General features: G+C 43.7%; 17 protein-coding genes. 12 read left to right on the forward strand and 5 right to left on the reverse strand.

The window, feature by feature from the left end:
• The first annotated feature begins 32 nt into the window (after nt 1-32).
• Genes guaA through Q0993_RS00370 form a run of 4 tightly spaced genes read left to right on the forward strand, consistent with a single transcriptional unit; the run spans nt 33 to nt 4,711 of the window.
• Nucleotides 33-1,565 (forward strand): glutamine-hydrolyzing GMP synthase, encoded by a 1,533-nt coding sequence (gene guaA, locus Q0993_RS00355; RefSeq protein WP_299528656.1) that lies wholly within the window; start codon nt 33-35, stop codon nt 1,563-1,565.
• Nucleotide 1,566: 1 nt separating this feature from the next.
• The gene (locus Q0993_RS00360; RefSeq protein ID WP_299528659.1) at nt 1,567-3,762 is read left to right on the forward strand and encodes a LysM peptidoglycan-binding domain-containing protein; all 2,196 of its coding nucleotides are present in this window, start codon (nt 1,567-1,569) and stop codon (nt 3,760-3,762) included.
• Nucleotides 3,763-3,767: 5 nt separating this feature from the next.
• On the forward strand, nt 3,768-4,172 hold the full coding sequence (locus Q0993_RS00365) for an OsmC family protein (RefSeq protein WP_299528662.1): 405 nt from the start codon (nt 3,768-3,770) through the stop codon (nt 4,170-4,172).
• On the forward strand, nt 4,160-4,711 hold the full coding sequence (locus tag Q0993_RS00370) for a DUF922 domain-containing protein (protein WP_299528664.1): 552 nt from the start codon (nt 4,160-4,162) through the stop codon (nt 4,709-4,711). Before Q0993_RS00365 ends, Q0993_RS00370 begins: the two co-directional genes overlap by 13 nt.
• Nucleotides 4,712-4,735: 24 nt before the next feature.
• Here the strand turns inward: Q0993_RS00370 and Q0993_RS00375 are convergent, their stop codons facing one another.
• Nucleotides 4,736-5,605, reverse strand: coding sequence for a TIM barrel protein (locus tag Q0993_RS00375; RefSeq protein WP_299528667.1), 870 nt, complete (start codon nt 5,603-5,605; stop codon nt 4,736-4,738).
• Nucleotides 5,606-5,657: 52 nt separating this feature from the next.
• Between Q0993_RS00375 and Q0993_RS00380 the strand changes: the two genes are divergently transcribed.
• The 4 genes from Q0993_RS00380 (at nt 5,658) to Q0993_RS00395 (ending at nt 10,233) form a co-directional block, all read left to right on the forward strand.
• Nucleotides 5,658-5,900 carry a DUF3820 family protein gene (locus Q0993_RS00380; protein WP_299528883.1) on the forward strand — a complete coding sequence of 81 codons (243 nt, stop codon included), beginning with the start codon at nt 5,658-5,660 and terminating at the stop codon, nt 5,898-5,900.
• A 48-nt stretch (nt 5,901-5,948) separates the two neighbouring features.
• Entirely contained in the window at nt 5,949-7,586 is a 1,638-nt protein-coding gene (locus tag Q0993_RS00385) for a CTP synthase (RefSeq protein ID WP_299528670.1), read from the forward strand.
• Nucleotides 7,587-7,678: 92 nt separating this feature from the next.
• Complete coding sequence (gene yidC, locus Q0993_RS00390; RefSeq protein WP_299528672.1) at nt 7,679-9,547, forward strand: membrane protein insertase YidC; 1,869 nt, start codon at nt 7,679-7,681, stop codon at nt 9,545-9,547.
• 137 nt (nt 9,548-9,684) lie between these two features.
• Nucleotides 9,685-10,233 carry a DUF6515 family protein gene (locus Q0993_RS00395; RefSeq protein WP_299528674.1) on the forward strand — a complete coding sequence of 183 codons (549 nt, stop codon included), beginning with the start codon at nt 9,685-9,687 and terminating at the stop codon, nt 10,231-10,233.
• Between the two features lie 279 nt (nt 10,234-10,512).
• Here the strand turns inward: Q0993_RS00395 and Q0993_RS00400 are convergent, their stop codons facing one another.
• The 3 genes from Q0993_RS00400 to Q0993_RS00410 all read right to left on the reverse strand — a co-directional run bounded on the left by Q0993_RS00400 (nt 10,513) and on the right by Q0993_RS00410 (nt 16,540).
• On the reverse strand, nt 10,513-13,017 hold the full coding sequence (locus Q0993_RS00400; protein ID WP_299528676.1) for a fasciclin domain-containing protein: 2,505 nt from the start codon (nt 13,015-13,017) through the stop codon (nt 10,513-10,515).
• 334 nt (nt 13,018-13,351) lie between these two features.
• On the reverse strand, nt 13,352-14,350 hold the full coding sequence (locus tag Q0993_RS00405) for a fasciclin domain-containing protein (RefSeq protein WP_299528678.1): 999 nt from the start codon (nt 14,348-14,350) through the stop codon (nt 13,352-13,354).
• 285 nt (nt 14,351-14,635) lie between these two features.
• Nucleotides 14,636-16,540, reverse strand: a complete 1,905-nt coding sequence (locus Q0993_RS00410; protein ID WP_299528680.1) for a fasciclin domain-containing protein — start codon at nt 16,538-16,540, stop codon at nt 14,636-14,638.
• A gap of 295 nt (nt 16,541-16,835) precedes the next feature.
• Between Q0993_RS00410 and mnmA the strand changes: the two genes are divergently transcribed.
• The 4 genes from mnmA (at nt 16,836) to Q0993_RS00430 (ending at nt 21,398) form a co-directional block, all read left to right on the forward strand.
• Nucleotides 16,836-18,026 (forward strand): tRNA 2-thiouridine(34) synthase MnmA, encoded by a 1,191-nt coding sequence (gene mnmA / locus Q0993_RS00415; RefSeq protein WP_299528682.1) that lies wholly within the window; start codon nt 16,836-16,838, stop codon nt 18,024-18,026.
• A 33-nt stretch (nt 18,027-18,059) separates the two neighbouring features.
• Nucleotides 18,060-19,013 carry a nitronate monooxygenase family protein gene (locus Q0993_RS00420; protein WP_299528684.1) on the forward strand — a complete coding sequence of 318 codons (954 nt, stop codon included), beginning with the start codon at nt 18,060-18,062 and terminating at the stop codon, nt 19,011-19,013.
• A gap of 82 nt (nt 19,014-19,095) precedes the next feature.
• Nucleotides 19,096-20,805: a GMC oxidoreductase gene (locus tag Q0993_RS00425; RefSeq protein WP_299528686.1), complete on the forward strand. Its 1,710-nt coding sequence runs from the start codon at nt 19,096-19,098 to the stop codon at nt 20,803-20,805.
• A 2-nt stretch (nt 20,806-20,807) separates the two neighbouring features.
• Complete coding sequence (locus Q0993_RS00430; protein ID WP_299528688.1) at nt 20,808-21,398, forward strand: gluconate 2-dehydrogenase subunit 3 family protein; 591 nt, start codon at nt 20,808-20,810, stop codon at nt 21,396-21,398.
• A 32-nt stretch (nt 21,399-21,430) separates the two neighbouring features.
• Here Q0993_RS00430 and Q0993_RS00435 read toward each other — a convergent pair whose 3' ends face one another.
• On the reverse strand, nt 21,431-24,841 hold the full coding sequence (locus Q0993_RS00435) for a HEAT repeat domain-containing protein (RefSeq protein ID WP_299528690.1): 3,411 nt from the start codon (nt 24,839-24,841) through the stop codon (nt 21,431-21,433).
• Between the last annotated feature and the right edge of the window lie 78 nt (nt 24,842-24,919).

The raw sequence follows: 24,919 nt of genomic DNA on the forward strand, positions 1-24,919 counted from the left end.
TTTCCAAATAGGTCAAATTCTTATTTTTGCCCATGCAAAACAACGTCCTTATCCTTGATTTTGGCTCCCAATACACCCAATTGATTGCAAGACGCGTTCGGGAGCTAAATATTTTCTGTGAAATCAAACCCTACAATAAACTGCCCAATGACCTTACGGAATATGGCGCAGTGATTCTTTCGGGATCTCCCTATTCGGTTAGGGCCGAAGATGCACCGCATCCCGATCTCTCCGAAATAAAAGGAAAAAAGCCCATCTTGGCAATTTGCTATGGAGCGCAATATTTGGCCCATTTTCATGGTGGCAATGTGGCCCCCTCCAATACCAGGGAATACGGTAGGGCAAGACTGACCACCATTAAGAATGATGAGCCTTTTTTTTATGAGATTTCCGAGCGTTCCCAGGTTTGGATGAGCCACAGCGATACTATTAAGGAGCTTCCAAAGGGGGCCATTCGCCTGGCCAGTACCACGGATGTAGAAAATGCGGCGTATCGGTTAGAGGGGGAGCAGACCTTTGGGATTCAGTTTCATCCGGAGGTGTACCATACCATACAGGGAAAGCAGGTATTGGAAAATTTTTTGGTACATATAGCCGGACTCAAACAGACCTGGACCCCCGATGCCTTTGCGGAGACCACGGTGAACGAACTAAAGGAAAAAATCGGGAATGAGAAGGTTATTCTTGGCTTGTCCGGAGGTGTGGATTCTACAGTAGCCGCGGTTTTGTTACATAAGGCCATAGGAGAAAACCTACATTGTATTTTTGTAAACAACGGGCTCTTACGCAAAAATGAGTTTGCCGATGTTTTGGAACAGTATAAGGGTATGGGGCTCAATGTAAAAGGAGTAGACGCTTCGGCACGCTTTTTGGACGCCTTGGCCGGGGAAAGTGATCCGGAACGAAAACGAAAGATAATCGGTCGGGTCTTTATCGAGGTGTTTGATGATGAATCACATATGGTGGAAGATGCAAAATGGTTGGGTCAAGGTACTATTTATCCAGATGTAATCGAATCTGTTTCCGCTACTGGAGGTCCGTCAGCAACTATAAAGAGCCATCACAATGTGGGGGGATTGCCAGATTTTATGAAATTGAAAGTCGTTGAGCCTTTGAAAATGTTGTTTAAGGATGAAGTACGTAGGGTAGGGGCCAGTCTTGGAATTACAGAGGAACGTTTGGGCAGGCACCCTTTTCCGGGACCAGGACTCGCCATTCGCATCCTGGGCGATATTACCCATGAAAAAGTGGCCATTTTACAGGAAGTTGATGCGATTTTTATTGATGGACTACGGGAATGGGGCCTATATGATAAGGTTTGGCAGGCCGGAGCCATGCTTTTGCCCGTAAATAGTGTAGGGGTTATGGGAGATGAACGTACGTACGAAAAATGTGTAGCCTTGCGAGCTGTGGAGAGTACGGATGGGATGACTGCGGATTGGGTCAATCTGCCCTATGAATTTTTACAAAAAACCTCCAATGAAATAATAAATAGGGTTCCTGGCGTTAATAGAGTAGTATATGATATTAGTTCCAAGCCCCCGGCAACCATAGAATGGGAATAGGATGAATCATTTTTTTAAGAACACTATACTTCTTGTGTCATTGGTCTTTTTGGGCCATATGTCTTGGGCACAGCAATTTACGACCCATGCCGTAAAGGAAGGCGAAACCTTGGAGAGTATTGCCAAGCAATACCGGGTTACACCCTACAACATCCTTAAATTCAATAAGGAGCTAAAACAGAACGATGTTTTGGCCCCCAATACTATTTTGGTGATTCCTTCGGGTTTGGCAGCAGGCCAGGACCCCTCCACACCCGCATCTGTTCAGAAAAGGCTATTTCAGGAGGAAGAGCTCGTGGAACAGGCAGAGCCTATAGGTTTTGGGCGCCATAAGGTTCGTAAAAAGGAAACCTTATACGGCATTGCTAAACGCTACAATATTACAGAGGAGGATATAAAGCGATATAATAGGGAGCTTTACTCTAGCCAGTTGCGAAAAAAAATGATCCTGAGAATTCCACGATACCTAAAGCAACCGGGAAAAACCGAACGCGATTCTATTTTGGAGGCCGACTTTGAGATTTATACCGTAGCGCCCAAGGAGACGCGTTGGAGTATTGCCCACAAATACGGCATTACCATTGATAGCATGTTGGCGCTGAATCCCGATCTTTCCAAGATAACAGACTATTTACGGGAAGGACAGGAACTACGTTTGCCCAAAATGCCCGGGAGTACTGTTGAAAATCAAGAAACACAGTTGTACATCTCCTACACGGTACCCCCCAAAATGAATTTTTATCGACTGGAAAAGGAATTTGGGGTGAAATCTGATGAGATTGTGCGATTAAATCCTGAAATAGCCGAACGAGGAGGGTTAAAAGAGGGAATGATCATACGCCTTCCCGAAAAAAAAGTAGATCCCGGCGCCATTAATACCGAGAACTATATTTTCTATGAGGTAAAGCCGAAACAGACCCTTTTCTCCCTTACCCGTAAGTTGGGGATTTCGTATGAGGATTTGCTGCTTTTAAACCCGGACCTAAAGGAAGGTCTTAAAGCGGGAATGGTTCTTAAGCTTCCCAATGATCAGGAAGGTGATTTTGAGGTCAGAAATGCACTGGTATTGGATAAGATAAACCTTCTGGACAGTATAAACCTGGAAAACAGACCCAAGCTACTGTTCCTGTTGCCGTTTCGTCTAGATCGCCTAAATCTAAGAGATACGGAGAGCGTTGCGGCCAATATTGATAATCGCAATGATATTAAATACAGCTTAGGGCTCTATTCCGGGGCACTCGTAGCTTTGGATTCGATAGCGGAACTCGGTGTTTCTGTGGACGTAAGAACGTATGATAACCAATTGGATCTTGCCAGGACCAAGGAAGTTCTTTTTCGGGAGAACCTTTTAGATGTCGATGCCGTTGTTGGTCCCTTGGACGAACAATCTTTAAAGGAAGTGGCTGTACGCACTTCGGTTCATGGCATACCTGTAATTGCCCCTGTACCGGTTAAAAGCGATATAAGTTTAAACAATGTGTTTTTTTCGTACACTTCGGATGACATTCTAAGAAAACGGATGCTGCAACATGTTGCCGACAGTCTTTCGGGCCAAAATATTGTGGTTATCGCCGATCAAAAGAATAGTGTGGTAAGGGATTCCATTCTGGCCAAATTTCCAACGGCCAGGATTTTGGAAGTTGCGGAAGAGGAGAAAAATATTGGTATTGACCGGGAAAAATTGGCTACCATGCTATCCGAAGAGGTAGATAATTGGGTTTTTGTGGAAACTGCCAATTTTAAGCTGATTTCCAGTGTAGTTTCGATTTTGAATTCCTTCAACGATGCTTTGTTGGATGTGGAGAATAGCACCGAAAAGTTGAAAGTGAGGATGTTTACGACCAATAAGAATAGGGCATTTGAGAACGATGTTATTTCCAGTTCACATTTATCCAATCTCAGATTCACCTATCCTTCCGTATATCGGGAAGTGGCCAACGATAATTTTGTAAAACGGTACCGAAGACGTTTTGGGGATACACCGGACCGCTATGCCGTACGTGGTTTTGATATTACGTACGACCTCCTCTTAAAATTGGCCTATAAGAATAGTTTGATGGAAGCTTCCAAACTTATTGGTAAGACTGAATATACTGGGAATACCTTCGATTATGAGAAGGATTTTGCCTCGGGTTATTTCAACCAGGCATCGTATATCATGACCTATGATAACTTAAGAATCAAGGAGGTAAAATAGCACGGATGACATCAAAAGTGATTTATACGGGTGAGTTGCGTACGGAATGCGAACACCTCCGTTCAGGAAGTACTTTTATTACGGATGCCCCTCTAGACAATAATGGTAAGGGAGAGGCCTTTTCTCCCACGGATACCGTAGCTACTGCACTGGCAAGCTGTATGCTTACCGTTATGGGAATAAAGGCCAATGGATTGGAAGTGGATTTAACGGATTCCTTTGCCGAGGTCACCAAGCACATGGCCTCTGATCCTAGACGGATTTCAGAGATAGAAGTCAAGCTAAGCCTTCCATCCATGATATCCGGAAAAAATCGTAAAATATTGGAGCATACGGCCAGAACCTGCCCGGTGCTGTATAGCCTACATGCGGAAATAAAAAAGAAAATTGATTTTCATTGGGTACTTTAAGACTATTTTGCCTATCATTTTTAGTGCTGGTTCTGGGTTCCGTTTTTGGCCAGGAGCCCGAAACAATACCTTGGAGTGCCGATAGAAAATTAACTTGGGAAGACTTTAAGGGCAAGCCCCTAAAGACGGAATGGGCTGCGGCCACCACGGCCAGTGGGATTAGCTACGAATTCTCCACATCCGGACCTCTCGATGATTTAAAAGTGCATTTTAAGGTATATACGGACTTCTATCCCCAAAAATCATGGTATCGCCCAAAAATGTGCGATTCCGTGATACTAAGCCACGAACAACTGCATTTTGATATCTCGGAGTTGTTTGCAAGAAAGATGCTTAAAAGGTTAAGGGAAACCACGTTTACCAAAAATGTAAAGGCGGAGGTAAGGGAAATCTACAGGGAAACCCTAAAGAGTTTAACCGCTTTTCAAAATAAATACGACCACCAGACCAATTTTTCCAGAAATGTAGAACAACAGCGCATCTGGAACAAAAAAATCAGTGATGCGCTTTCCACAACGGAATTACAGCCTTTGGAATAGGTGATTCTTGCTTAAATCGGAATCCTATACGTCGCAAATGGTAACCCCCTGTTTTAAGGCAGCAATCTTATCCTCCCATGAAGGGACAAATTCTTGGGCTACATGACCTTTGTAACCGGTTTTTAAAATGGCCTTCATTATGGCCGGGTAATACAACTCCTGGGTTTCATCGATTTCATGCCGTCCAGGATTTCCTCCGGTATGGTAGTGACCAATGTATTGATGGTAATCTTGAATATTTCGGATTATGTCTCCTTCCATGATCTGCATGTGATAAATATCATACAGCAGCTTAAAATTTTCAGACCCTAACTGCTTGCACAACTCCGCGCCCCATGCGGTATGGTCGCACATATAATCTTTATGGTCTACCTTTGAATTGAGCAATTCCATTTGGATGACCACTCCATGCTCTTCCGCCGTGGGAACAATTTTGTTGAGTCCGTCAACACAGTTTTTTAGTCCGATACCATCGTCCATTCCATTACGGTTACCGCTAAAACAGATGAGATTGGTATATCCTGCCTCGGCCACCTTGGGAATTATCTGCAAATAGTCCGCTATAAGTGCTTCGTGGTATTGTGGATCGTTCCATCCCTTTTCTATACCCATTCCCGCACCCCAGCACATAGAGGCGTGAATATCATATTTTTTTAATAGGGGCCAATCTTCAGGACCTACAAGGTCTATGGCCTTTATCCCTAGACGTTTTAAGTCTTGCAGAAACGTTTCCAGGGGTATGGAGTTATAGCACCAGTAGCAGGCACTGTGATTTATGTTATTTTTTAGCTTTAGGGGGTTTGGGGCTAAAGGTTGCTTGGCATTTCCTGTTGTACCGGTCAGCATGCCCACAGAGGCCACTGCCGAGGTTTCGATAAATGCTCTTCGTTTCATGATGAATTTTCGTTTTTGTTCCGATTTAAAGATAGAACAATTAAATTTATCCATGGATGTATTTCCGGATGGGGAAAAGTTAAGGGAACTGGCGCATTATAAAATGCCGTTTGGAAAATATAAGGATAGCTATTTGATTGATTTACCCGAACCCTATTTGGCTTGGTTTAAGCGCAACGGTTTTCCAAATGGAAAACTAGGCAATTTGTTGCAGGCGACTTTGGAAATAAAAATCAACGGACTGGAACACTTGATTCGTAAGATCCAAAAAGATTTTCCCATGGATACCCTTTAATTTCCTTGGGCAATTCGTATCTTTGAATCCCGTAATAACGAATGTGCCATGTCCACTACCAAATACATCTTCGTTACGGGAGGAGTTACTTCATCACTTGGGAAAGGAATTATTGCGGCTTCATTGGCCAAATTGCTTCAGGCCCGTGGCTACAAGACCACCATCCAAAAGCTTGACCCTTATATCAACGTAGATCCCGGAACCTTGAATCCTTATGAACACGGTGAGTGCTATGTAACGGATGATGGTGCCGAGACCGATTTGGATCTTGGGCATTACGAACGTTTTTTGAACGTTCGGACATCACAGGCAAATAACGTAACTACAGGAAGAATCTATCAAAGTGTCATAGAAAAAGAACGAAGAGGTGAATTTTTAGGCAAGACCGTCCAGGTTGTGCCACATATTACCAATGAGATAAAGGAACGTATACAGATTCTTGGGAAAAGTGGTGAATATGATATCGTTATTACTGAAATAGGAGGTACTGTTGGGGATATAGAATCCCTTCCCTATATTGAAGCGGTAAGACAACTTTTATGGGAGTTGGGCGATAATAACGGTATCGTAATACACCTTACCTTGGTGCCCTATCTTTCCGCCGCTGGAGAGTTAAAGACAAAACCTACCCAGCATTCCGTAAAAACATTGATGGAAAGCGGAATTAAAGCCGATATTTTGGTCTGTAGGACGGAACACGAAATATCCGATGAAATTAAGGACAAATTGGCCTTATTCTGCAATGTGAAGCGCGAAGCAGTCGTTCAGTCCATAGATGCCTCTACCATATATGATGTGCCAATTTTGATGCATAAGGAAGGTCTGGATACCGTGGCGCTTCAAAAATTGGCCTTAACGGATACTGTATCGCCGGATTTGCGTCAATGGAGGGAATTTCTGGAACGACACAAGAATCCCAAGAATGAAATAACCGTAGGACTTATTGGTAAATATGTAGAGTTACAGGATTCCTATAAATCCATATTGGAGTCCTTCATTCATGCCGGAGCTGCCAATGAGGTTAGGGTGAACGTAAGGTCCATCCATTCCGAATATTTGTCGGAAAAGAATTTGGAAAAAGAATTGCAGGGCCTCCATGGGCTGCTTGTTGCCCCAGGCTTTGGCGAGCGGGGTATAGAAGGTAAAATCAAGGCTGTACAGTATGCCCGTGAAAATGGTATTCCGTTTTTAGGCATTTGTCTAGGGATGCAGATGGCCGTAATTGAATACGCCCGAAATGTTTTAGGGCTTACTGACGCCAATTCCACGGAGATGGACGAGTATACGGCCCACCCTGTTATTAATTTGATGGAGGAACAGAAGACCATTGTAAATAAAGGAGGTACAATGCGATTGGGAGCCTGGAATTGTACGCTTTTTGAGGATAGTTTGGTTGCACGGATTTATCAAGGGGTTACCGAAATCTCTGAAAGACATCGCCATCGCTATGAGTTCAACAATAGTTACAGGGAACAGTTAAAGGATGCCGGACTTTTGGCCTCAGGTATAAATGCGGAAACCGGCCTGGTAGAAATTGTGGAATTACCAGGGCATCCTTGGTTCATTGGGGTACAATATCACCCGGAATATAAAAGCACGGTGGCCAATCCACATCCACTTTTCGTGGGCTTTGTAAAGGCCGCGTTAACACATAAAAAAAGACAAATCAATGCCAGTTTGGCATAAACTCCCGATTTGGACATATATTTGCAGACCTTAGCAAATGAGATGGACCTAGAGTTCTAAAATAACCAAAAGGTTATCAAATCAAGTTTTAGATGGAAGAAAAGAAAATAGACATCAATTCTATAATAGGCTTTGTGCTCATTTTTGGGATACTTATTTATATGTTCTATCAAAATAAGCCTACCCCGGAAGAATTGGAAGCTGAAAAGGCCAGACAGGAACAGGTTGAGGTCACTGAGGCGGAAGCAGAAGATATTCTCCAAAAGGATATGGATGCTGCCCCGACTTTGGACCTTCAGGACTCCTTGGCCGTTGCCAACTATAAAAATACAATTGGTGCTTTTGGACACACCACCGCATCGGATGCTACCACCCAATTGGAAAATGATTTGGTTCTCTTGGAAATAAGCAATAAAGGTGGCCAAATTACGGAAGCCAGGATGAAACGGTTTAGTACCTACGATTCTATACCTGTTTTTTTGGTAAAGGATGGCAACGCCTCATTTGGATTGACTTTTTCCACTTCGGATAATAGGGTGTTGGATAGCCAAAACCTGTATTTTGAACCATCGTTGTCCCAAAATGGTGATAACACGGTACTTTCCATGAAGGCCAAAGTATCCTCGAACCAATTTTTGGAATACCGTTACGAAATGAAACCCGATGATTATATGGTCGGATTTACCGTACGTTCCCAAGGTCTTAACGGGATAATAAACACCAGCCAGCCCATACATTTGGAATGGAACCTTAAGGGTATTCGTCATTCTAAAAGCATTAAATACGAAAACAGATATACCCGGCTAACGTATAGTCATGAAGATGGGAAAATAAGCAAGCTTTCCGAAGGTAGTGATGACGAGGAGACCGAGGAGGATGTAAAATGGATATCCTATCGCCAGCATTTTTTTAGCTCTATATTGGCTACCAAGAGTAACTTTAAGGAAGCCGACCTATCTTCCAAGAACTTGGTGGAAGAGGAAAGTAAGACCGCCGCATTTACCAAAATGTATAGTTCCAAGATGCCTATCGATCCAAGTGGAGGGGAGTTGTCTTTGGATATGGATTGGTATTTTGGGCCTACTGATGTAGCCGTTTTGGATGATTACGGGGAGTATGACCTGGCCGATTCCATTCCCTTTGGCTGGGGAATTTTTGGATGGATTAACCGATATATCTTCACACCTTTCTATTCTTTTTTAAGTTCTTTTTTGCCTTTTGGTATTGCCATTGTAGTTATGACCATTTTGGTGCGTTTGGCCATGTCCCCGGTGACCTATAAGTCCTATCTTTCCCAGGCCAAGATGAAGGTGCTAAAGCCCGAAATTACCGAGTTAGGGGAAAAGTATAAGGACAATGCCATGAAAAAACAGCAAGAAACCATGAAGTTGTACAACAAGGCAGGTGTTAGCCCTATGAGTGGTTGTGTCCCCGCTTTGTTGCAAATGCCCATATTCTATGCGCTATTTATGTTTTTCCCAACTTCGTTTGCTCTTCGTCAAAAATCATTCCTATGGGCAGATGACCTTTCGTCCTACGATACCATTTTTGAGTGGTCGGCAAATATTCCTGTAATTTCAACATTTTATGGAAACCACGTGAGTTTGTTCCCAATTTTAGCCTCTGTGGCCATTTTCTTTTATATGATGATGACCACGGGCCAGAACATGCCCCAGCAACCCGGGATGCCCAACATGAAGTTCATAATGTATCTGATGCCCTTTATGATGTTGATTTTCTTTAACAACTATGCCAGTGGGTTAAGTTTATACTACTTTGTGTCTAATTTAATTACTATAGGAATTATGTTGGTCATTAAAAGGTTTATTCTGGATGAGGATAAAATTCATGCCCAGATTCAAGAAAATAAAAAGAAGCCCAAGAAGGAAAATAAATTTCAACGTAAAATGCGTGAAATGATGGAACAGGCCGAGGAGCAAAAGAAAGTTGGCCGGCGATAATTTGAGACCACATAATTAATATTAAAGAAACCTTGAAACTGTTTTGTTCAAGGTTTTTTTTTGTCATTTCCTTTTGTGCATATTAAACCTTACATTAAAAACGTTATCTAAGACATAACAATCAAATTGGTTTTAAAATGAAAAACATTAAATATGGTATTGCCGTTTTCTTAATGGCGTTCCTCTTTTCCGGATATCAGGCCGAGGCCCAGGTAAGGCGCCCGGTAGTAAAAACAGTAAGGGTCAGTAAAAAGACAAAACGAAAGGTGAGACGGCATAATAGAAGGGTAAGGCGTAGGACCTTAAGGCGTTTGCCCGCAGGCAGTAGGGCAGTAATCTTTAGGAATGTTTCCTATTATCCGGTTAGGGGCATGTATTTTGTGGCAAGAAGGGGAGTATATGTAAGAGCCTTTCCGCCAAGAGGTTTCCGTTTACGGGTTTTACCGACTTCCGCGATTACATTACATGTACGTGGGGAAAAATATTCCTATGCCGATGGAATATTCTATCAAGGAACTAACGATGAGTACGAAATAGTAGATCCTCCGGTAGGAGCTGTGGTTAATGAGCTCCCCGAAGATGCAGAGGAAATCGACTTCAAAGGGGTTTCCGTGTATGAACTTAACAATGCCCTATATGAGGCCGTTGAGGACGGTTATGAAGTTATGGATCTTTTGGAGGATTGATTTAGATAAAAATAACCAAATACAAAAAGCCCGGGCAACTTTGTCCGGGCTTTTGCTTTAAATAGAGGTTTAGTCTGGTAAGATTTGGGACGGTAAATATGGGACGTATGTTCCGCTAAAAAAAAATGAAGTTGTAAAGTGTCCTTTTTTGTATGCTAACCCGTTCGAAATTGATGTTTGGGATTTCAAGGGTCCTGGAAGACCATACAAAAACCCCCAAGAAAAATCATCCTTGGGAGTTTAAGCTAACCAAAATTTATAAACAAACTAACAAACTTCTTAATGACTTGGGGGGTTCAATGCGTCCAGAACTGCTTGGGGCAACAATACTTTGTCAATAAGGTGAACAATACCATTACTGGCCACTTGATCCGGTACTATTACATTGGCGTCCGTATCGGTTTTGTCACGAATATCAATATCAGGTCCATGGACAATGGCGAACAAGGATTCCCCTTGAACCGTTCCAATTTCTTGATGGTTGGTAAGCGAAGAAGATTCTACCGCTGCACCGGATACCACATGGTATGTCAAGACCGCAGCCAATAAGTCCTTTTCTGCTTGGGTATCGAAATCAGCGAGGCTGTGGTAATCATCACCCAGGGCGTCCAATAAGTCTGCAAAAGCCTGATTTGTTGGCGCAAATACCGTAAAAGGGCCCGCTCCACTTAGAACATCTACCAAACCGGCATCCGCCTGAATGAGAGCTTCTACCAATAGACTTAAGTCATCTACGGACTGTGCCAATTGTACAATATTAGGCGTAGGTGGATTTAGGATATCCAAAACCTCTTGTGGTAAAAGTACCTTGTTTATAATATGCACCACTCCATTGCTGGCCTCAACATCCGGACCAACCACCTCTGCTTTCTCATCCGTTGCATCCTTTATGAAGACTCCGCCATTTATCTTTATGGTTACGTCCTCCCCTTGTTCGGTGGTAATCTGCTGCCCGTTCATTAATCCAGAGGAGAAAGCTGCGGTGCCGGCCACTACGTGATAGGTCAATACTTTTACCAATAAGGCTTTTTCCTCGTCCGTGTCAAAATCGGCTAAACTATGATAGTCATCTCCAAGGGCATCCAATAAGGCCGCAAACGCATGATTATTTGGAGCAAAAACTGTAAATGGACCAGTCCCCCCAAGTACTTCTACCAGACCGGCATTAGCCTGAATTAAAGCCTCGACCAATAGATCTAAATCATCTGTTTCAACGGCAATTTCAACAATGGTCTTTAAAGTCATTGCGGTCAATAAATCCAAAACCTCTTGTGGTAACAGTACCTTGTCTATAATATGAACTACTCCATTGCTGGCTTCGACATCGGCACCAACGACCTCCGCTTTCTCGTCCGTTGCATCCTTTATGAAGACTCCACCATTTATCTTTATGGTTACGTCCTCCCCTTGTTCGGTGGTAATCTGCTGCCCGTCCATTAATCCAGAGGAGAAAGCTGCGGTACCGGCCACGACGTGATAGGTCAATACCTTTACCAAAAGTGCTTTTTCCTCGTCCGTATCAAAATCGGCCAAACTATGATAGTCATCGCCTAGGGCATCCAACAATGCTGCAAAGGCCTCATTTGTTGGCGCAAATACCGTAAAGGGACCTTCACCGCCCAATACCTCTACAAGTCCGGCATCAGCCTGTACCAACGCTTCGACCAACAAACTCAGGTCATCAGTTTCCACGGCCAATTCTACAATGTTCTTCATCTTTAAGGACAGTACAAAATCAATGGCCGATTGCGGTAACAATACCTTATCTATGGTATGCGCAACGCCATTGGAGGCCAAAATATCCGTTCCTGTAATGTTCGCATCTACATCCGAGGCATCTCCAATTACAAAAGTCTCACCAGAAGCTATGATATGCAAGTTGTTTTCTGGGAGAGCAGTGGGTACGGTACTTTCAGCCAATTCTGCCGCCAAAACCTCATCGGCTACTACATGATACAAAAGAATATCCTTCAATAAGGCAATTTCAGCCTCTTCGTCAAAGTCGTCCAAACTATTGTAATCATCCCCCAATATGTCCAACAAGGCAATAAAGGCATCATTGGTAGGAGCAAATACCGTAAAGGGACCATCTCCGCTCAAAGTCTCTGCAAGCCCCGCTTTAATGACCGCATCTTCTAGAACGGAAAGCGCATCGGTGGAAACGACTAGGTCTACTAGGTTGTCCTCCTCCCCATCATCGTTCAAAGCATCAATAATTGCTTGGGGAAGCAATACTTTGTCAATGACATGTACTACACCGTTACTTGTATCCACATTAGGTATGATTACCTCGGCGTCAGTATCCGTTGCGTCTTCAATAAAGACACCATTGTCTAAATTTACCTTTAAGTTACCACCTTGTACGGTTGGAAGTTCTTGTTCATTTTCCAAATCGGTAGACCTGGCCGCCACACCGGCAATAACATGATATTGCAGGATAGTCGCCAATACTGCCCTGTCTTCTGCATCATCAAAGTCATCCAATCCGTCATAATCGTCCAATGCTTCGAATAAGGCCTTAAAGGCTTCGTTTGTTGGGGCGAATACCGTAAATGGACCCTCTCCACTTAATGTTGCTACAAGGTCCGAGTCGTCATTTTCATCGGCCTTTAGTAGTGCAGATACCAAATCGGTCAAGGCATCGGTATCCTGTGCGGTTTCAACGATATTCTTTTCAACGGCCTTCGCCGACTCGCCATCATCGTCGTCATTGTCACAAGACAAGACGAAGAGGGAAAAAATACTTAGAAGCAATACGCTTTTCATGTGGGATAATTTTCTCATAATCTCCTGTTTTTAGTGTTAATAGTGTTTGTTAAAAAAAAAATTAATTAAACAAAAAAACAAATGTGTTCAAATGAAGTATATTTCAAAATATGGCCTATCTATTAGAAATAAATAAGTTGTTGGTCGATAATTATCCATAAATGTTGAACAATTAGTTATTTTGTTTAAACATTAGTTAGATACATGTAAATTCAAAGGGTTGCTTTTGTTTTATATTTTTTATAAAAAGTTTAACAAATGTATATGTAACCCAACCCGCGTGGATGGAAAGACAAGGGCATAAAAAAACCGCCCCAAGGGCGGTTTTTAAATATTCCGAAAAGTTAGTATTCTAATTATCCGTATCGGGTAACATAACTTGGTCAATAAGGTGGATTACTCCGTTACTTGCCTGGATGTCCACAAACCCGATGTTGATATCATTGTTGCCCGCGCCATCTGTAATGGCGGCTATAAATGGAGCGTTTACCTGCAAGGAGATAGTAATATCATCACCTTCAAAAGTGGTTAGACTCAATCCTTCGGACAAACCACTACTCCTATTATTTCCGGGGGCAACATGGTGTTGGAGTACCGAAAATAGTAATGATTCATCAATATCGGAAAGCGAAGACCAATCCGGATTCGAGTTCAATAATTCTTCAAAGGCCTGGTCCACAGGGGCAAAAACGGTGAAGGGGCCATCTTCTGATAAAAAAGCAGCGATATCCGATCCGGGGGTGGCCGTAGATATTGCTGTGGCCAATTCCTCAAAATTAAAATCCTCATTAATAAAGGTGACCACCGTAGGTAACTCGATTACAGCGTCTACTAAATGTATGGTTCCATTGGAGGCAACTACGTCACCCCCGCCATTAACCACACGGGATATCCCATTAAACTCTATACCGTCGGTAGCATCAAAATAGAGTGACAAAAAAGAACCCGCCGTTGGTCCCTCGGCCAAGGTGGCCGCGTAATTTCGTTGAAGCAGAGTAAAGTCGCCTGAGTTCAACTCCGTCTCGATTACATGGTTTAATAATACTTGAGTCAGTGCACCAACCGGCACGTCCTGGATAGAGGAGTAGTTGTTTTGACCGAGAAAGGCATTAAAGGCGGAATTGGTAGGAGCCAATACGGTAAATGTCCCGCTGGCTGTCAAAGCATCGGTTAAATTGGCGCGTCGCAAAGCTTCTACCAAGATACTCAAATTAGGTTCGGCCTCAGCCAGTTCCACAATGTTTTCGGCTGGCCGTGGTGGGCCGTCATTGTCGTCCGAACTACAGGAGCTCGCTACAGCCAAAACCACCACCAATGGCAAAAATTTGAATAACATAAGATACTTTTTCATAATCAATCGTTTTGAATTTTAGGTTAAAGTCGTAATATTTTTAGAAGTCATAACAAATGGAGGGGGTATTTTATGAAAATTTTAATATCCTTAACACCCACTTACTAAAACGTCGGACTCTTTGAAAAATTGATTCAAATAGCCGGTTTTTGTTTTGAAAGGAAGTAAATCCAAGGCTAATTTAAAGTTTGCGAACAATCTTTATAATAAACCGAATTATACGATAAAGGCCGCAAAACTGCGGCCTTCATGTTATATAAGCATTAAAGATGTGTCAATTGCAATTTAGTTGGTGGTATCCGGTACCAAAACCTTGTCCACTACATGAATCACGCCGTTACCTGCCTGCACATCCACGGCAATAATGCCAATATCAGAATTTCCACTACCATCGGTAAGATCCGCAATGTTACTGTCAGTCCCTGGCAAGGTAATCGTAATGCCATCGCCTTCTAGGGTGGTTGCCGGGGTGGTTCCGTCGGGTGTAAGGTCTTCAGATCGTATGTTGGCTCCGGCTACAACATGGTGCAAAAGAACAGCTTCCAATTCAAAGAAATCGGGAATGGCGTCCTGTGCTTCTAGCGCCGTATTGGTGGGTGCAAATATTGTGAATGGAGGGTCTATTCCATCGCCGTTTCCACCAGATGTTCGCGATAATATTCCCACGAAATCGGTATCCGGAGTAAGCTCAGTAAGCGCTGCAACCAAGGTTGAGAAGTCAGGGTTTGCCGCGGCAAAGGTGACAACAGTAGGAATGTCTATTACGCCATCTACTGCGTGAATCACTCCGTTGGTAGCAACAATATCTGCGGCCGCTACGCTACTCACCCCATTTAGTCTTACACCATCATCCGTATTGACATAAAGGCTTATGTTATCACCATCTGCGTTGGTGGCCGCGGTAGTTATGTCGTATCCCGTTACAAGGTCGCCGGAAAGCGCAGCAGTTCCTACCACCACATGATTGGAAAGTATATTGTCAATCTCGTTTTCACTGGTGAATCCGTCAAAGGCCATGTTTACCGGCGCAAAAACTGTGAAATCCGTATCGGTACTTGAGAGTAAATCCGTAAAAGTGGTGTTGTTATCCGCCGTCAACAATCCCACTAAGCTGGATAGGTCCGAATTGGCCACCGCATGGTCCACAATATTGGGGAGGCCTATGACCGCATCCACAATATGTACCACTCCGTTTATCGCCTTGTTGTCAGGGGCTGTTACCTCGGAAACACCGTTCAAAGTAACTACGTCAGCAACATCAACAAGCATACTTAAGTTATTCCCTCCGGCCCCTGCGGTTGATAGGGTAGAAATGTAACCTGTACTTAAATCAGTGGAAAGGTTGGTTCCGTTTACTACGTGGTTCAAAAGTACTTGGGTCAAAACATCAACCGGCACCTCCGATAAATCGGCAAAATCGTTCGCTTCCAAAAATGCGGTGAAAGCGTCATCGGTCGGAGCGAAAACGGTAAAGGGACCATCTCCGGCCAAGACTGTCGGTAAATCTCCATCGGCAGCTTGTAGGGCAGCGACTAAATTGCTTAGTGTAGAAGTAGCGATTGCCAAATCCGTTATGGAAACCAAAAGAACGTCCTGCAAAGCATCCAAAGCAGCCTGCGGGAGTAACACTTTATCTATAATGTGTACAATACCATTGGTCGTCATTACATCTGGAGTAATAACTTCTGCCGCTTCACCAGCCGCGTCGGTGAAGAAAACCCCGCCATCCAAGCTTACGGTCAGGGCGCCTCCTTCTAGTGTAGTAACGGATTGATCCGCGGTTAAGTCACCTGAGGCCACTGCCGCCCCGGAAACTACATGATAAGTTAAGATGGTGGCCAACAAGTTCTGAAGTTGCTCCGAATTAAAGTCATCCAAGGAGTCGAATCCATCCAATCGGGCAAGCAAGTCGGTAAATGCATCATTGGTAGGAGCTAGAACGGTAAATGTACTATTCTCGTCACTTAATGCCGCTACTAGATCATTGGCAGCACTTTCGTCTGCCTTTAATAATGCGGCTACCAAACTATTCAGGGCGTTCTCTCCTTGTGCAGTTTCCACAATATTCAGTTCATCCATAGGTTGTTCCGGGGGCGTTGTAGGCCCGTTATCATCATCGGAACAGGAAGTCACTATGAGCAATATCATAGCTAAAGTAGAGAAGCTAAAAATTTTAAAGATTTTTTTCATAATATCGTTTATTAGAGATTTGTGTTTAACAAATATAACCGAATAGTTAAACAAAATATTTTGTTTATTAAATGTTTAACAAACCAATTTTTAGTTTAGCTATTTGCTCTATGGTAGTATTTTAGGATTTTGTGGCACAGCCACAGGCAAGATGACCTATGCTGAAAAAAGTTGCTTTTGTTTTATATTTTTTATAAAAAGTTTAACATTAATGGAATTATATCGATGTTGCACTGTTTCAATTTACCCTTATTGACAAGGTATTTTTGTAATTTTGCCGCCTATATTAAGGGAGATGAAAACAGTAGTAGTTGGACTTTCAGGTGGAGTGGATTCTAGTGTTGCGGCCTATCTTTTGAAAAAACAAGGGTATAAGGTCATTGGACTATTTATGAAGAATTGGCACGATGATTCGGTTACGATATCCGATGAGTGTCCTTGGTTGGAAGACAGTAACGATGCTCTCATTGTAGCTGAAAAATTAGGTATCCCTTTTCAGACTATAGATTTAAGCACCGAATATAAGGAACGTATTGTCGATTACATGTTCCGGGAGTATGAGATCGGGCGTACACCTAATCCGGATGTACTATGCAACCGCGAAATCAAATTTGATGTCTTTCTTAAAATTGCGCTTCAGTTAGGGGCGGATTATGTGGCTACAGGGCACTATTGTAGAAAGGCCGTACAGAGAGGTGACGAGGGTACCCAGACCTATCGGTTATTGGCCGGTCGGGATGATAATAAGGACCAATCTTATTTTCTATGCCAACTTTCGCAAGAGCAATTATCCAAAACACTTTTTCCTATAGGGGAATTGACCAAACCTGAGGTCCGCAAGATTGCCTCGGAAAACGACCTGGTAACGGCTGACAAGAAAGATTCCCAGGGACTTTGCTTTATCGGTAAGGTGCGATTGCCGGATTTTTTACAGCAAAAATTGAAGCCCAAAAAAGGTGTTATTGTGGAAGTGCCCGCAAATATTCCCCAATATCTTAACTCGAATCGGAAATTCGGTTCAAAGGAAGAAGAATTGGAATTTATGTCCGAAAAGCCTAGTTATCACCTGGAAGATGGCAAGGTGGTAGGTGAGCACCAGGGCGCGCATTATTTCACCAAGGGGCAACGTAAAGGATTGGATGTGGGCGGTACCAAAGAACCCCTTTTTGTCATTGAAACGGATGTTGAGGAAAACATTATTTATACCGGACAGGGTAAATCACATCCAGGATTGTATAGGAGAACGCTATTCGTTAAAGATGATGAAATCCATTGGATACGTCCGGATTTGGCCTTGGACACTGATGAAACAATGCAGGTAAGGGCCCGAATCCGTTATCGCCAACCTTTGCAAGAAGCAATATTGTACAAGATTGAGAGTGGGCTTTATGTTGATTTTAAAGAAAAACAGTCCGCTATTACTGAAGGACAATTTGTAGCTTGGTATAAAGACGACGAACTTTTGGGCTCAGGAGTTATTTCCTGAGGTTTAAGGTTTGATACTCCGGATGTTATATTTATGCAAAATAGGATAACAGAACTCTTCAATATTCAATATCCCATTGTTCAGGCGGGCATGGTCTGGGCTAGTGGATGGCGCCTTGCCTCTACAGTCTCCAATGCCGGTGGATTGGGTCTTATAGGTTCAGGTAGTATGTACCCCGAAGTGTTGCGAGAGCATATCCAAAAGTGCAAACAGGCCACTGAAAAACCGTTTGGCGTAAATGTCCCTATGCTGTATCCAGACATTGATAGGATAATAAACATCATTGTTGAGACCGGCGTTAAAATCGTGTTTATGTCTGCCGGAAACCCCAAGACTTGGACGTCCTATTTAAAGAAAAAAGGGATAACCGTAGTGCATGTGGTAAGTAGCGTAAAGTTTGCCTTAAAGGCACAGGAAGCGGGAGTAGATGCTATAGTGGCAGAAGGGTTTGAGGCAGGTGGACACAATGGACGTGATGAAACTACGACCTTGGTATTGATACCCGCTATTAGGGAAAAGATTCAAATACCCGTATTGGCTGCAGGAGGAATTGCTTCGGGTAGGGCCATGTTGGCGGCGATGATACTTGGCGCGGACGGGGTACAGGTCGGTAGCCGATTTGTCGCCAGTCTGGAGGCTTCCTCTCATGAGCTATTTAAACAGGAGGTACTTAAAGCTCAAGAAGGCGATACAATTCTTACCTTAAAGGAACTGGCTCCGGTACGGTTGCTAAAAAACAAATTCTATAAAGACATACAAAAGGCATATGCAGATGATTCCAACGCTGAGCAGCTAAAGGCTTTGTTGGGCCGTGGCCGTGCCAAGAAAGGTATGTTCGAAGGGGATTTGGAAGAGGGTGAATTAGAAATTGGTCAGGTCTCCGCTTTGATCAATGTCATAAAGCCAGCAGCGACTATTGTGGAGGAAATGATGAATGAGTTCTTCCAGACAAAAAACGAGATAAGGACTGCTCGATACCTACCATAAACGATTTCTTTGCCTAAGTATTTAGACTTTTTTACGTAATGTTGATTATCTTGTGCGAAGATTAACGATCAACAATAGCTTAATGGCAAATATTAATGGCAAGGCCGTTCAACAAAACACTTATGACGCTATAGTGGTAGGGTCAGGCATCAGCGGAGGCTGGGCGGCAAAAGAATTATGTGAAAAAGGTTTAAAGACCTTGGTCTTGGAAAGGGGAAGGATGGTAAAACATGTGCAGGACTATCCTACCATGACCAAGGATCCTTGGGATTTTGAGCTTAGGGGATCACTGGAATATGGGGAAAAACAAAAACATAAAAGTTCAATTACCAGAGTAGGCTGGGGAGGAGAAGATACCGAACATTTTTTTGCGAACGATGAGGATAATCCGTATACGGAAATAAAACCATTCATATGGATTCGTGGACATCAGGTTGGGGGTAGATCCTTAACTTGGGGTAAGCAAACGTACCGATGGAGTGACCTGGATTTTGAAGCCAATGCAAAAGATGGCCATGGTGTGGATTGGCCCATTCGATACAAGGATATCGAGCCGTGGTACACCTATGTTGAAAAATTTGCCGGAATCAGTGGTGAGCCTCTTGGTCTACCACACTTACCGGACAGCCATTTTCTGCCTCCTATGGAACTCAACTGTGTGGAGAAGCATGCCAAAAAGAATATTGAGGAGAAATTTGAGGGGAGGCATCTCATCATTGGTAGATGTGCCCACTTGACGCAACCTTTGAACGGACGTGGAAAATGCCAGTTTAGAAACCGTTGCTCAAGGGGTTGCCCATATGGGGCCTATTTTAGTAGTAATGCGGTAACACTGCCAGCTGCCGAAAAGACCGGTAATCTTACCATGCGACCCAATTCCATTGTGAGTTCCATTATTTATGATGACCAAAAAGGAATGGCCACCGGGGTACGGATCGTAGATTCCGAGACTATGGAAGAGATGGAATTCCACGCAAAAATCATTTTTTGCAATGCCTCGGCCATAAGTTCTACGAAGATCTTATTGAATTCCAAATCCGATCGTTTTCCCAATGGCCTGGGCAATGACAGTGGGGAATTGGGCCACAATCTTATGGATCACACCTACAAGGTGGGCGCTATGGGCTCTATCGAAGGCTTTGAAGATCAGTACTATTCGGGACGTAGACCTAATGGTATATACATACCGCGCTACGTGAATCTGGATGAAAAGACCAAGTCCGATAGTTTTCTTCGCGGTTTTGGCTACCAAGGGGGAGCAGGCCGATCAAACTGGGGCTCTGGAATCAATTCTGACGATTTTGGGGGCGATTTCAAGGACAAGCTATTTAAGCCAGGACCTTGGGGCTTTTTCATTACCGGATTTGCCGAATGTCTTCCCTATCACGATAACAAGGTTACACTTAATACCGACTTAAAGGATAAGTGGGGCTTGCCCACGGTAAATATCGATTGTGAGTTTAAGGAAAACGAACTCAGAATGAACGATCAAATTAAATCAGATGCCGTGGAGATGTTGGAAAAATCCGGGTTCAAGGATATTTTGCCCTTTGATAACGAGAGTCCACCGGGTCATGGTATCCATGAAATGGGAACTGCCCGAATGGGTAAAGATCCCAAGACCTCGGTCTTGAACCGTTTCAATCAGGTGCATGCCGCAAAAAATGTGTTTGTAACGGATGGCGCCTGTATGACTTCCTCTTCCTGTGTTAATCCATCCCTTACCTATATGGCAATTACGGCGCGTGCCGCGGACCATGCCGTAAAAGAATTAAAAAGACAAAATATATAAGCATGGATAGAAGAATAGCCTTAAAAAATACCGCATTATTGATAGGTGCAACTTTGGGAAGTTCCACTTTGGCCGGTCTTTTGCAATCCTGCCAGAATCAAAAACGCTTGGATTGGAATCCTGTTTTTTTTACCGGGGAACAAGCTGCCATAGTTTCGGAAATTACGGAAATGATCTTGCCCAGAACGGAAACTCCCGGGGCCAAGGACCTTAAGGTCGATATCTTTGTAGACCTAATGTTAGATAAGACACTCTCCCCAGAAGATCAAGAACATGTAAAAAAGGGATACGATCGATTTGAAGCCATTTGCCAAGAAAAATATGTTAAATCCTTTCTTGATTTGGGTAATGCCGAACGTCAGGAGGTTCTAAAACAGGTGGAAGCCGAAACCAATACATTCAATCCCGCGGTTTGGGGGAGTCCTTTGGGTAAACAGGAACCTGTCGATTTTTATCGAAGGGTGAAACAATTTACATTGATAGGTTATTTTACCTCCGAGGAAATCGGAAAGAACCATCTGCAATATGACCCCATCCCCGGAGATTACAAGGGATGTATTCCATATAATGGTGAAAGCTCCTGGACATTGTAATATCATGGGACTTTCACATTTTCATTGAGAGGTCATTCGCCCTTTAAGCTGGCTAGAAATTCCATAAGGTCACGTAGCTCACGTTTCTCGATAAGTAAACCCATGGCCGGCATTGCAGATGGCATGTTTTCCCTCTTTTTTATTCTTGAAACGGCTATTTCCATGGGTTCGGCATCCGATGTCCTTAGTATAAGTTCTTTCTCTGTCTCTTCCTCAAGAACCCCAGTAACCTTTTGCCCATCTTTTAGCGTAAGTCTTACACTGCCGTAACCTGGGGCCAACCGGGCACTTGGTTCTATGAGCGATTCCAGAAGTTGTTCCCGCGTCAGGACTGAAGCAATATTATCCAACGGTGGGCCCACTTGCCCACCAGCACCGTTTACGGCATGACACCTAACACATTGCGCCGCGGGATTATTGGTAAAAACACTTCGTCCGCCCCACCAGTTACCGCCATAGAGGGTTTCCCGGAAGGAGTCCACCGTGTTACCACTGTTTTTTATTACCTTAAGTTGCGCTATCAGTTTCTCTGAACCAGTGGCTTCCACAGCCTCTATAAGATCCAGGATTACCCCTTGGGAGAGTGTATTGTTATCCGCCATTTGAATTAATCCATGCAACACATTTTCACTCTTGTCCAAGGGAAGCTCTCCCAAGACCCCTAGCATCTCCTGCTGCTCCAGCACAGATCCGTTTTTAAAGATAGGATTTACGATCTTGGGCAATCTCTCCTTGTTGACGTCCAATTTTCCAATAAGCCCAACGGCAACCGATCTTACTTTTTCGCTTTTATCCTTCATGCCGGTTTCCATGGCCCGTTGGATATTTGCCCTATCCAATTGGGCCAGGGCCCCAAGTGTGGCAGCACGAACCTCGGCATCCGAATGTCTTCGCAATAGACTGTACAGATCTGAGTTGTGCGAGTCGATTCCTAAAGCACCTAAGACCTTGGTTACGCCGATGAGAATGGCCGGGTCCGTATCACTCAAAAAAAGCGGAATATCCCTTTCAATTTTTTGCTTGACGGTATTGGGATCCCGGGTAATTTCTCCCCTAAAACGCCCATCCACACGATCTAAAACAGATGGGGACGCCCAGGAACCAATAACCTCCAAAGCTTCTCTTCTTAAATTACTATGTACATTAGGTCGTTTGGCAAAGGCAATAAGATTATTCAGTTCCTTTTCACCACCAACACGCAATGCCGCGTTGATACTTCTTCGTAACAAAGGTTCGGAAGATAACCGCTCTTGTGTAAGGGTTTCCGCCAAATCTGGTAATGCCTCTTCAATGGACCAATCATCGTTGATGGCCCGTGCTGCCTCTGTAACAATGTACTCATCAGGGTCTTTCAAAAATTGTGATATCTGTGCCTCCTGCAACCTTCTGAGGACAAGTACGGCCGCAATACGAAGGCTTTTTTTTGGATGGTCCACAAGCGCGATCATTGGTTCTGCTTTTCCAATACGTGACAAGGCCAAAACGCCGGCATGCCTTAGATATAGATCCTTGTCATCATTGGCCGATATCATATCCAGCAAGGGCTGTATGGCTTCTACATATTGTATTCTACCAAGGGCCTGTGAGGCAAAGAATTTAACCCTATCGTTTTCATGCTTCAGTAATGGAATCAAAGCAGCACCAGCTTTGGAATATTTTATGTCGCCCAAGACTTTGGCTGCCTGGGCAATAATTTCAGGGTCTTTATCCGAAAAAAGTTCCGTCAAAATTTCCGCTTTGCCCAAATTTTTTGAGGCGATTTGACCAATGCCCCAAATGGCATGGATACGTGCAAACTGGTTTGTATTTTCCTTAGCTACGTCTTTTAAGGCCCTATACCCCCAGAAGGTACTTTTGGCTAATTGAAATTGCGCTTTTTTGCGGATGCGCATATCGGGATAGGACAATAGATCGACCAACTCTTCCGTAGATCGGCCTTCATAATCCAAGGTCATCAACCGTTGGGTTTCTTTACGTTCCTGGCTTAGATCATTTTTCCCTTCCTCCACGTCTAATTTCCAGATACGGCCATAATTTTTGGTACCCCAACCGTTGATCCAATCGGCTAAGTACAATGCGCCATCGGGCCCAAATTGGATTGCAGTAGGCAATACTCCACTAAGAACATCCAGATCTGAATGGAGTTCAAAAGAAGCTCCTTTGGGCTTTAGGTCGAAAGACCAGATATGCGAACGCCCGGGATCACCCACGAATTCGACCAAAAAGAAACGGTCTAACCACTCCTTACCCAGAGCCGTACCAGGATTATAGGCCATTCCGGTAGGGCCGTTGTGAAAATTGGCAATCGGAGGAATTATATAAGCCGCCTGTCCTTCCCATCTTGGAATGTAGAGTTTTTCGTCCATCCAGACCTTGTAGCTATTGTTCGTCGGATCGGTATATTTACCGTATTGCCAATTGGCCCGCCATCCAGCATCGGATCCCTCGACAATATGGACCAGACGTTCGCTCTCCCCGGCATGATCCCCATCGTTATCCGAGGAAATTATATTGCCATATGCATCAAAGACAAATTCGTGCGTATTTCGTAATCCCCGGGCGAATACTTCAAAATCACTCCCATCGGGATTGCTCCGGACAATAACGCCTTGATTGGGATAATGGTGCTTTTTGCCATCTACTGTGGTTATACTTGCACCAATATCCCCAATACCCCAATAAATCTTTCCATCCGGACCCTCCACGGCACCTGACATGCCATGTGCACCAAACCCAATATGGACAGCAAACCCATGCGCTATTGAAGTTTTCTCGTCCAGCACCTTATCTTCATTGGTATCGGTAAGCCGCCACATATCAGGGCCGATACCCACGAACACTTCCTTATCCCGGACCAATAGGGCTCCGGCCACATCCGTAATTTCCTCATTGAAATCTTCTAGAATTCGGGTCGACTTGTCAGCAACACCATTGTTATTAATGTCTTCCAGCATCCAAACTTCATCCTTTTCCACGGTCAAGTCCTTCCAATCATGGATGCTGTCGTTGTTCAAATCTGGAAACCATTCGTTCTCCTTGCTTTTTTCGGGGGCAAAAGTGGAACGCAAAAAATTTCGCCTATCCTCAACGGATTGTAAGGAAATGGACGCTGTCATCCAATCTTGATGCCCACGTATATCAAACTCTGAATTTTTTTGACGATTGGTACTTGTCAAATAGATTTTCCCAAAATCATCGATATCCATGGCTATGGGATCTGGGGCCAGGGAATCTGAGGCCCACAGACTTAAAACGAGCCCATCTGTAAGTATGGGAGCCATATTTTTTTTGGCTTCCCCGTCTTTGGTCAATTCTAGTATAGAATCCTCATGGACAACCAAGGGTGTTTCCTTGGCTTTTTTGGATTTTGTGTTACAAGAAGTAACAACAGTAAGTAATGCTAATAGGAATATGGAGATTTGGGAGGGGATATTACATTTCATTGTGTGCCGATGTTTTGGTATTGAAGGTTTGTACGGACTAAAATAAGGAATTCCCACTCAAGAAGAATTGTATCGCGT

Origin of the sequence: Ulvibacterium sp. (assembly GCF_028285715.1) — a bacterium.
In the GTDB taxonomy this organism is placed as follows: domain Bacteria; phylum Bacteroidota; class Bacteroidia; order Flavobacteriales; family Flavobacteriaceae; genus Ulvibacterium.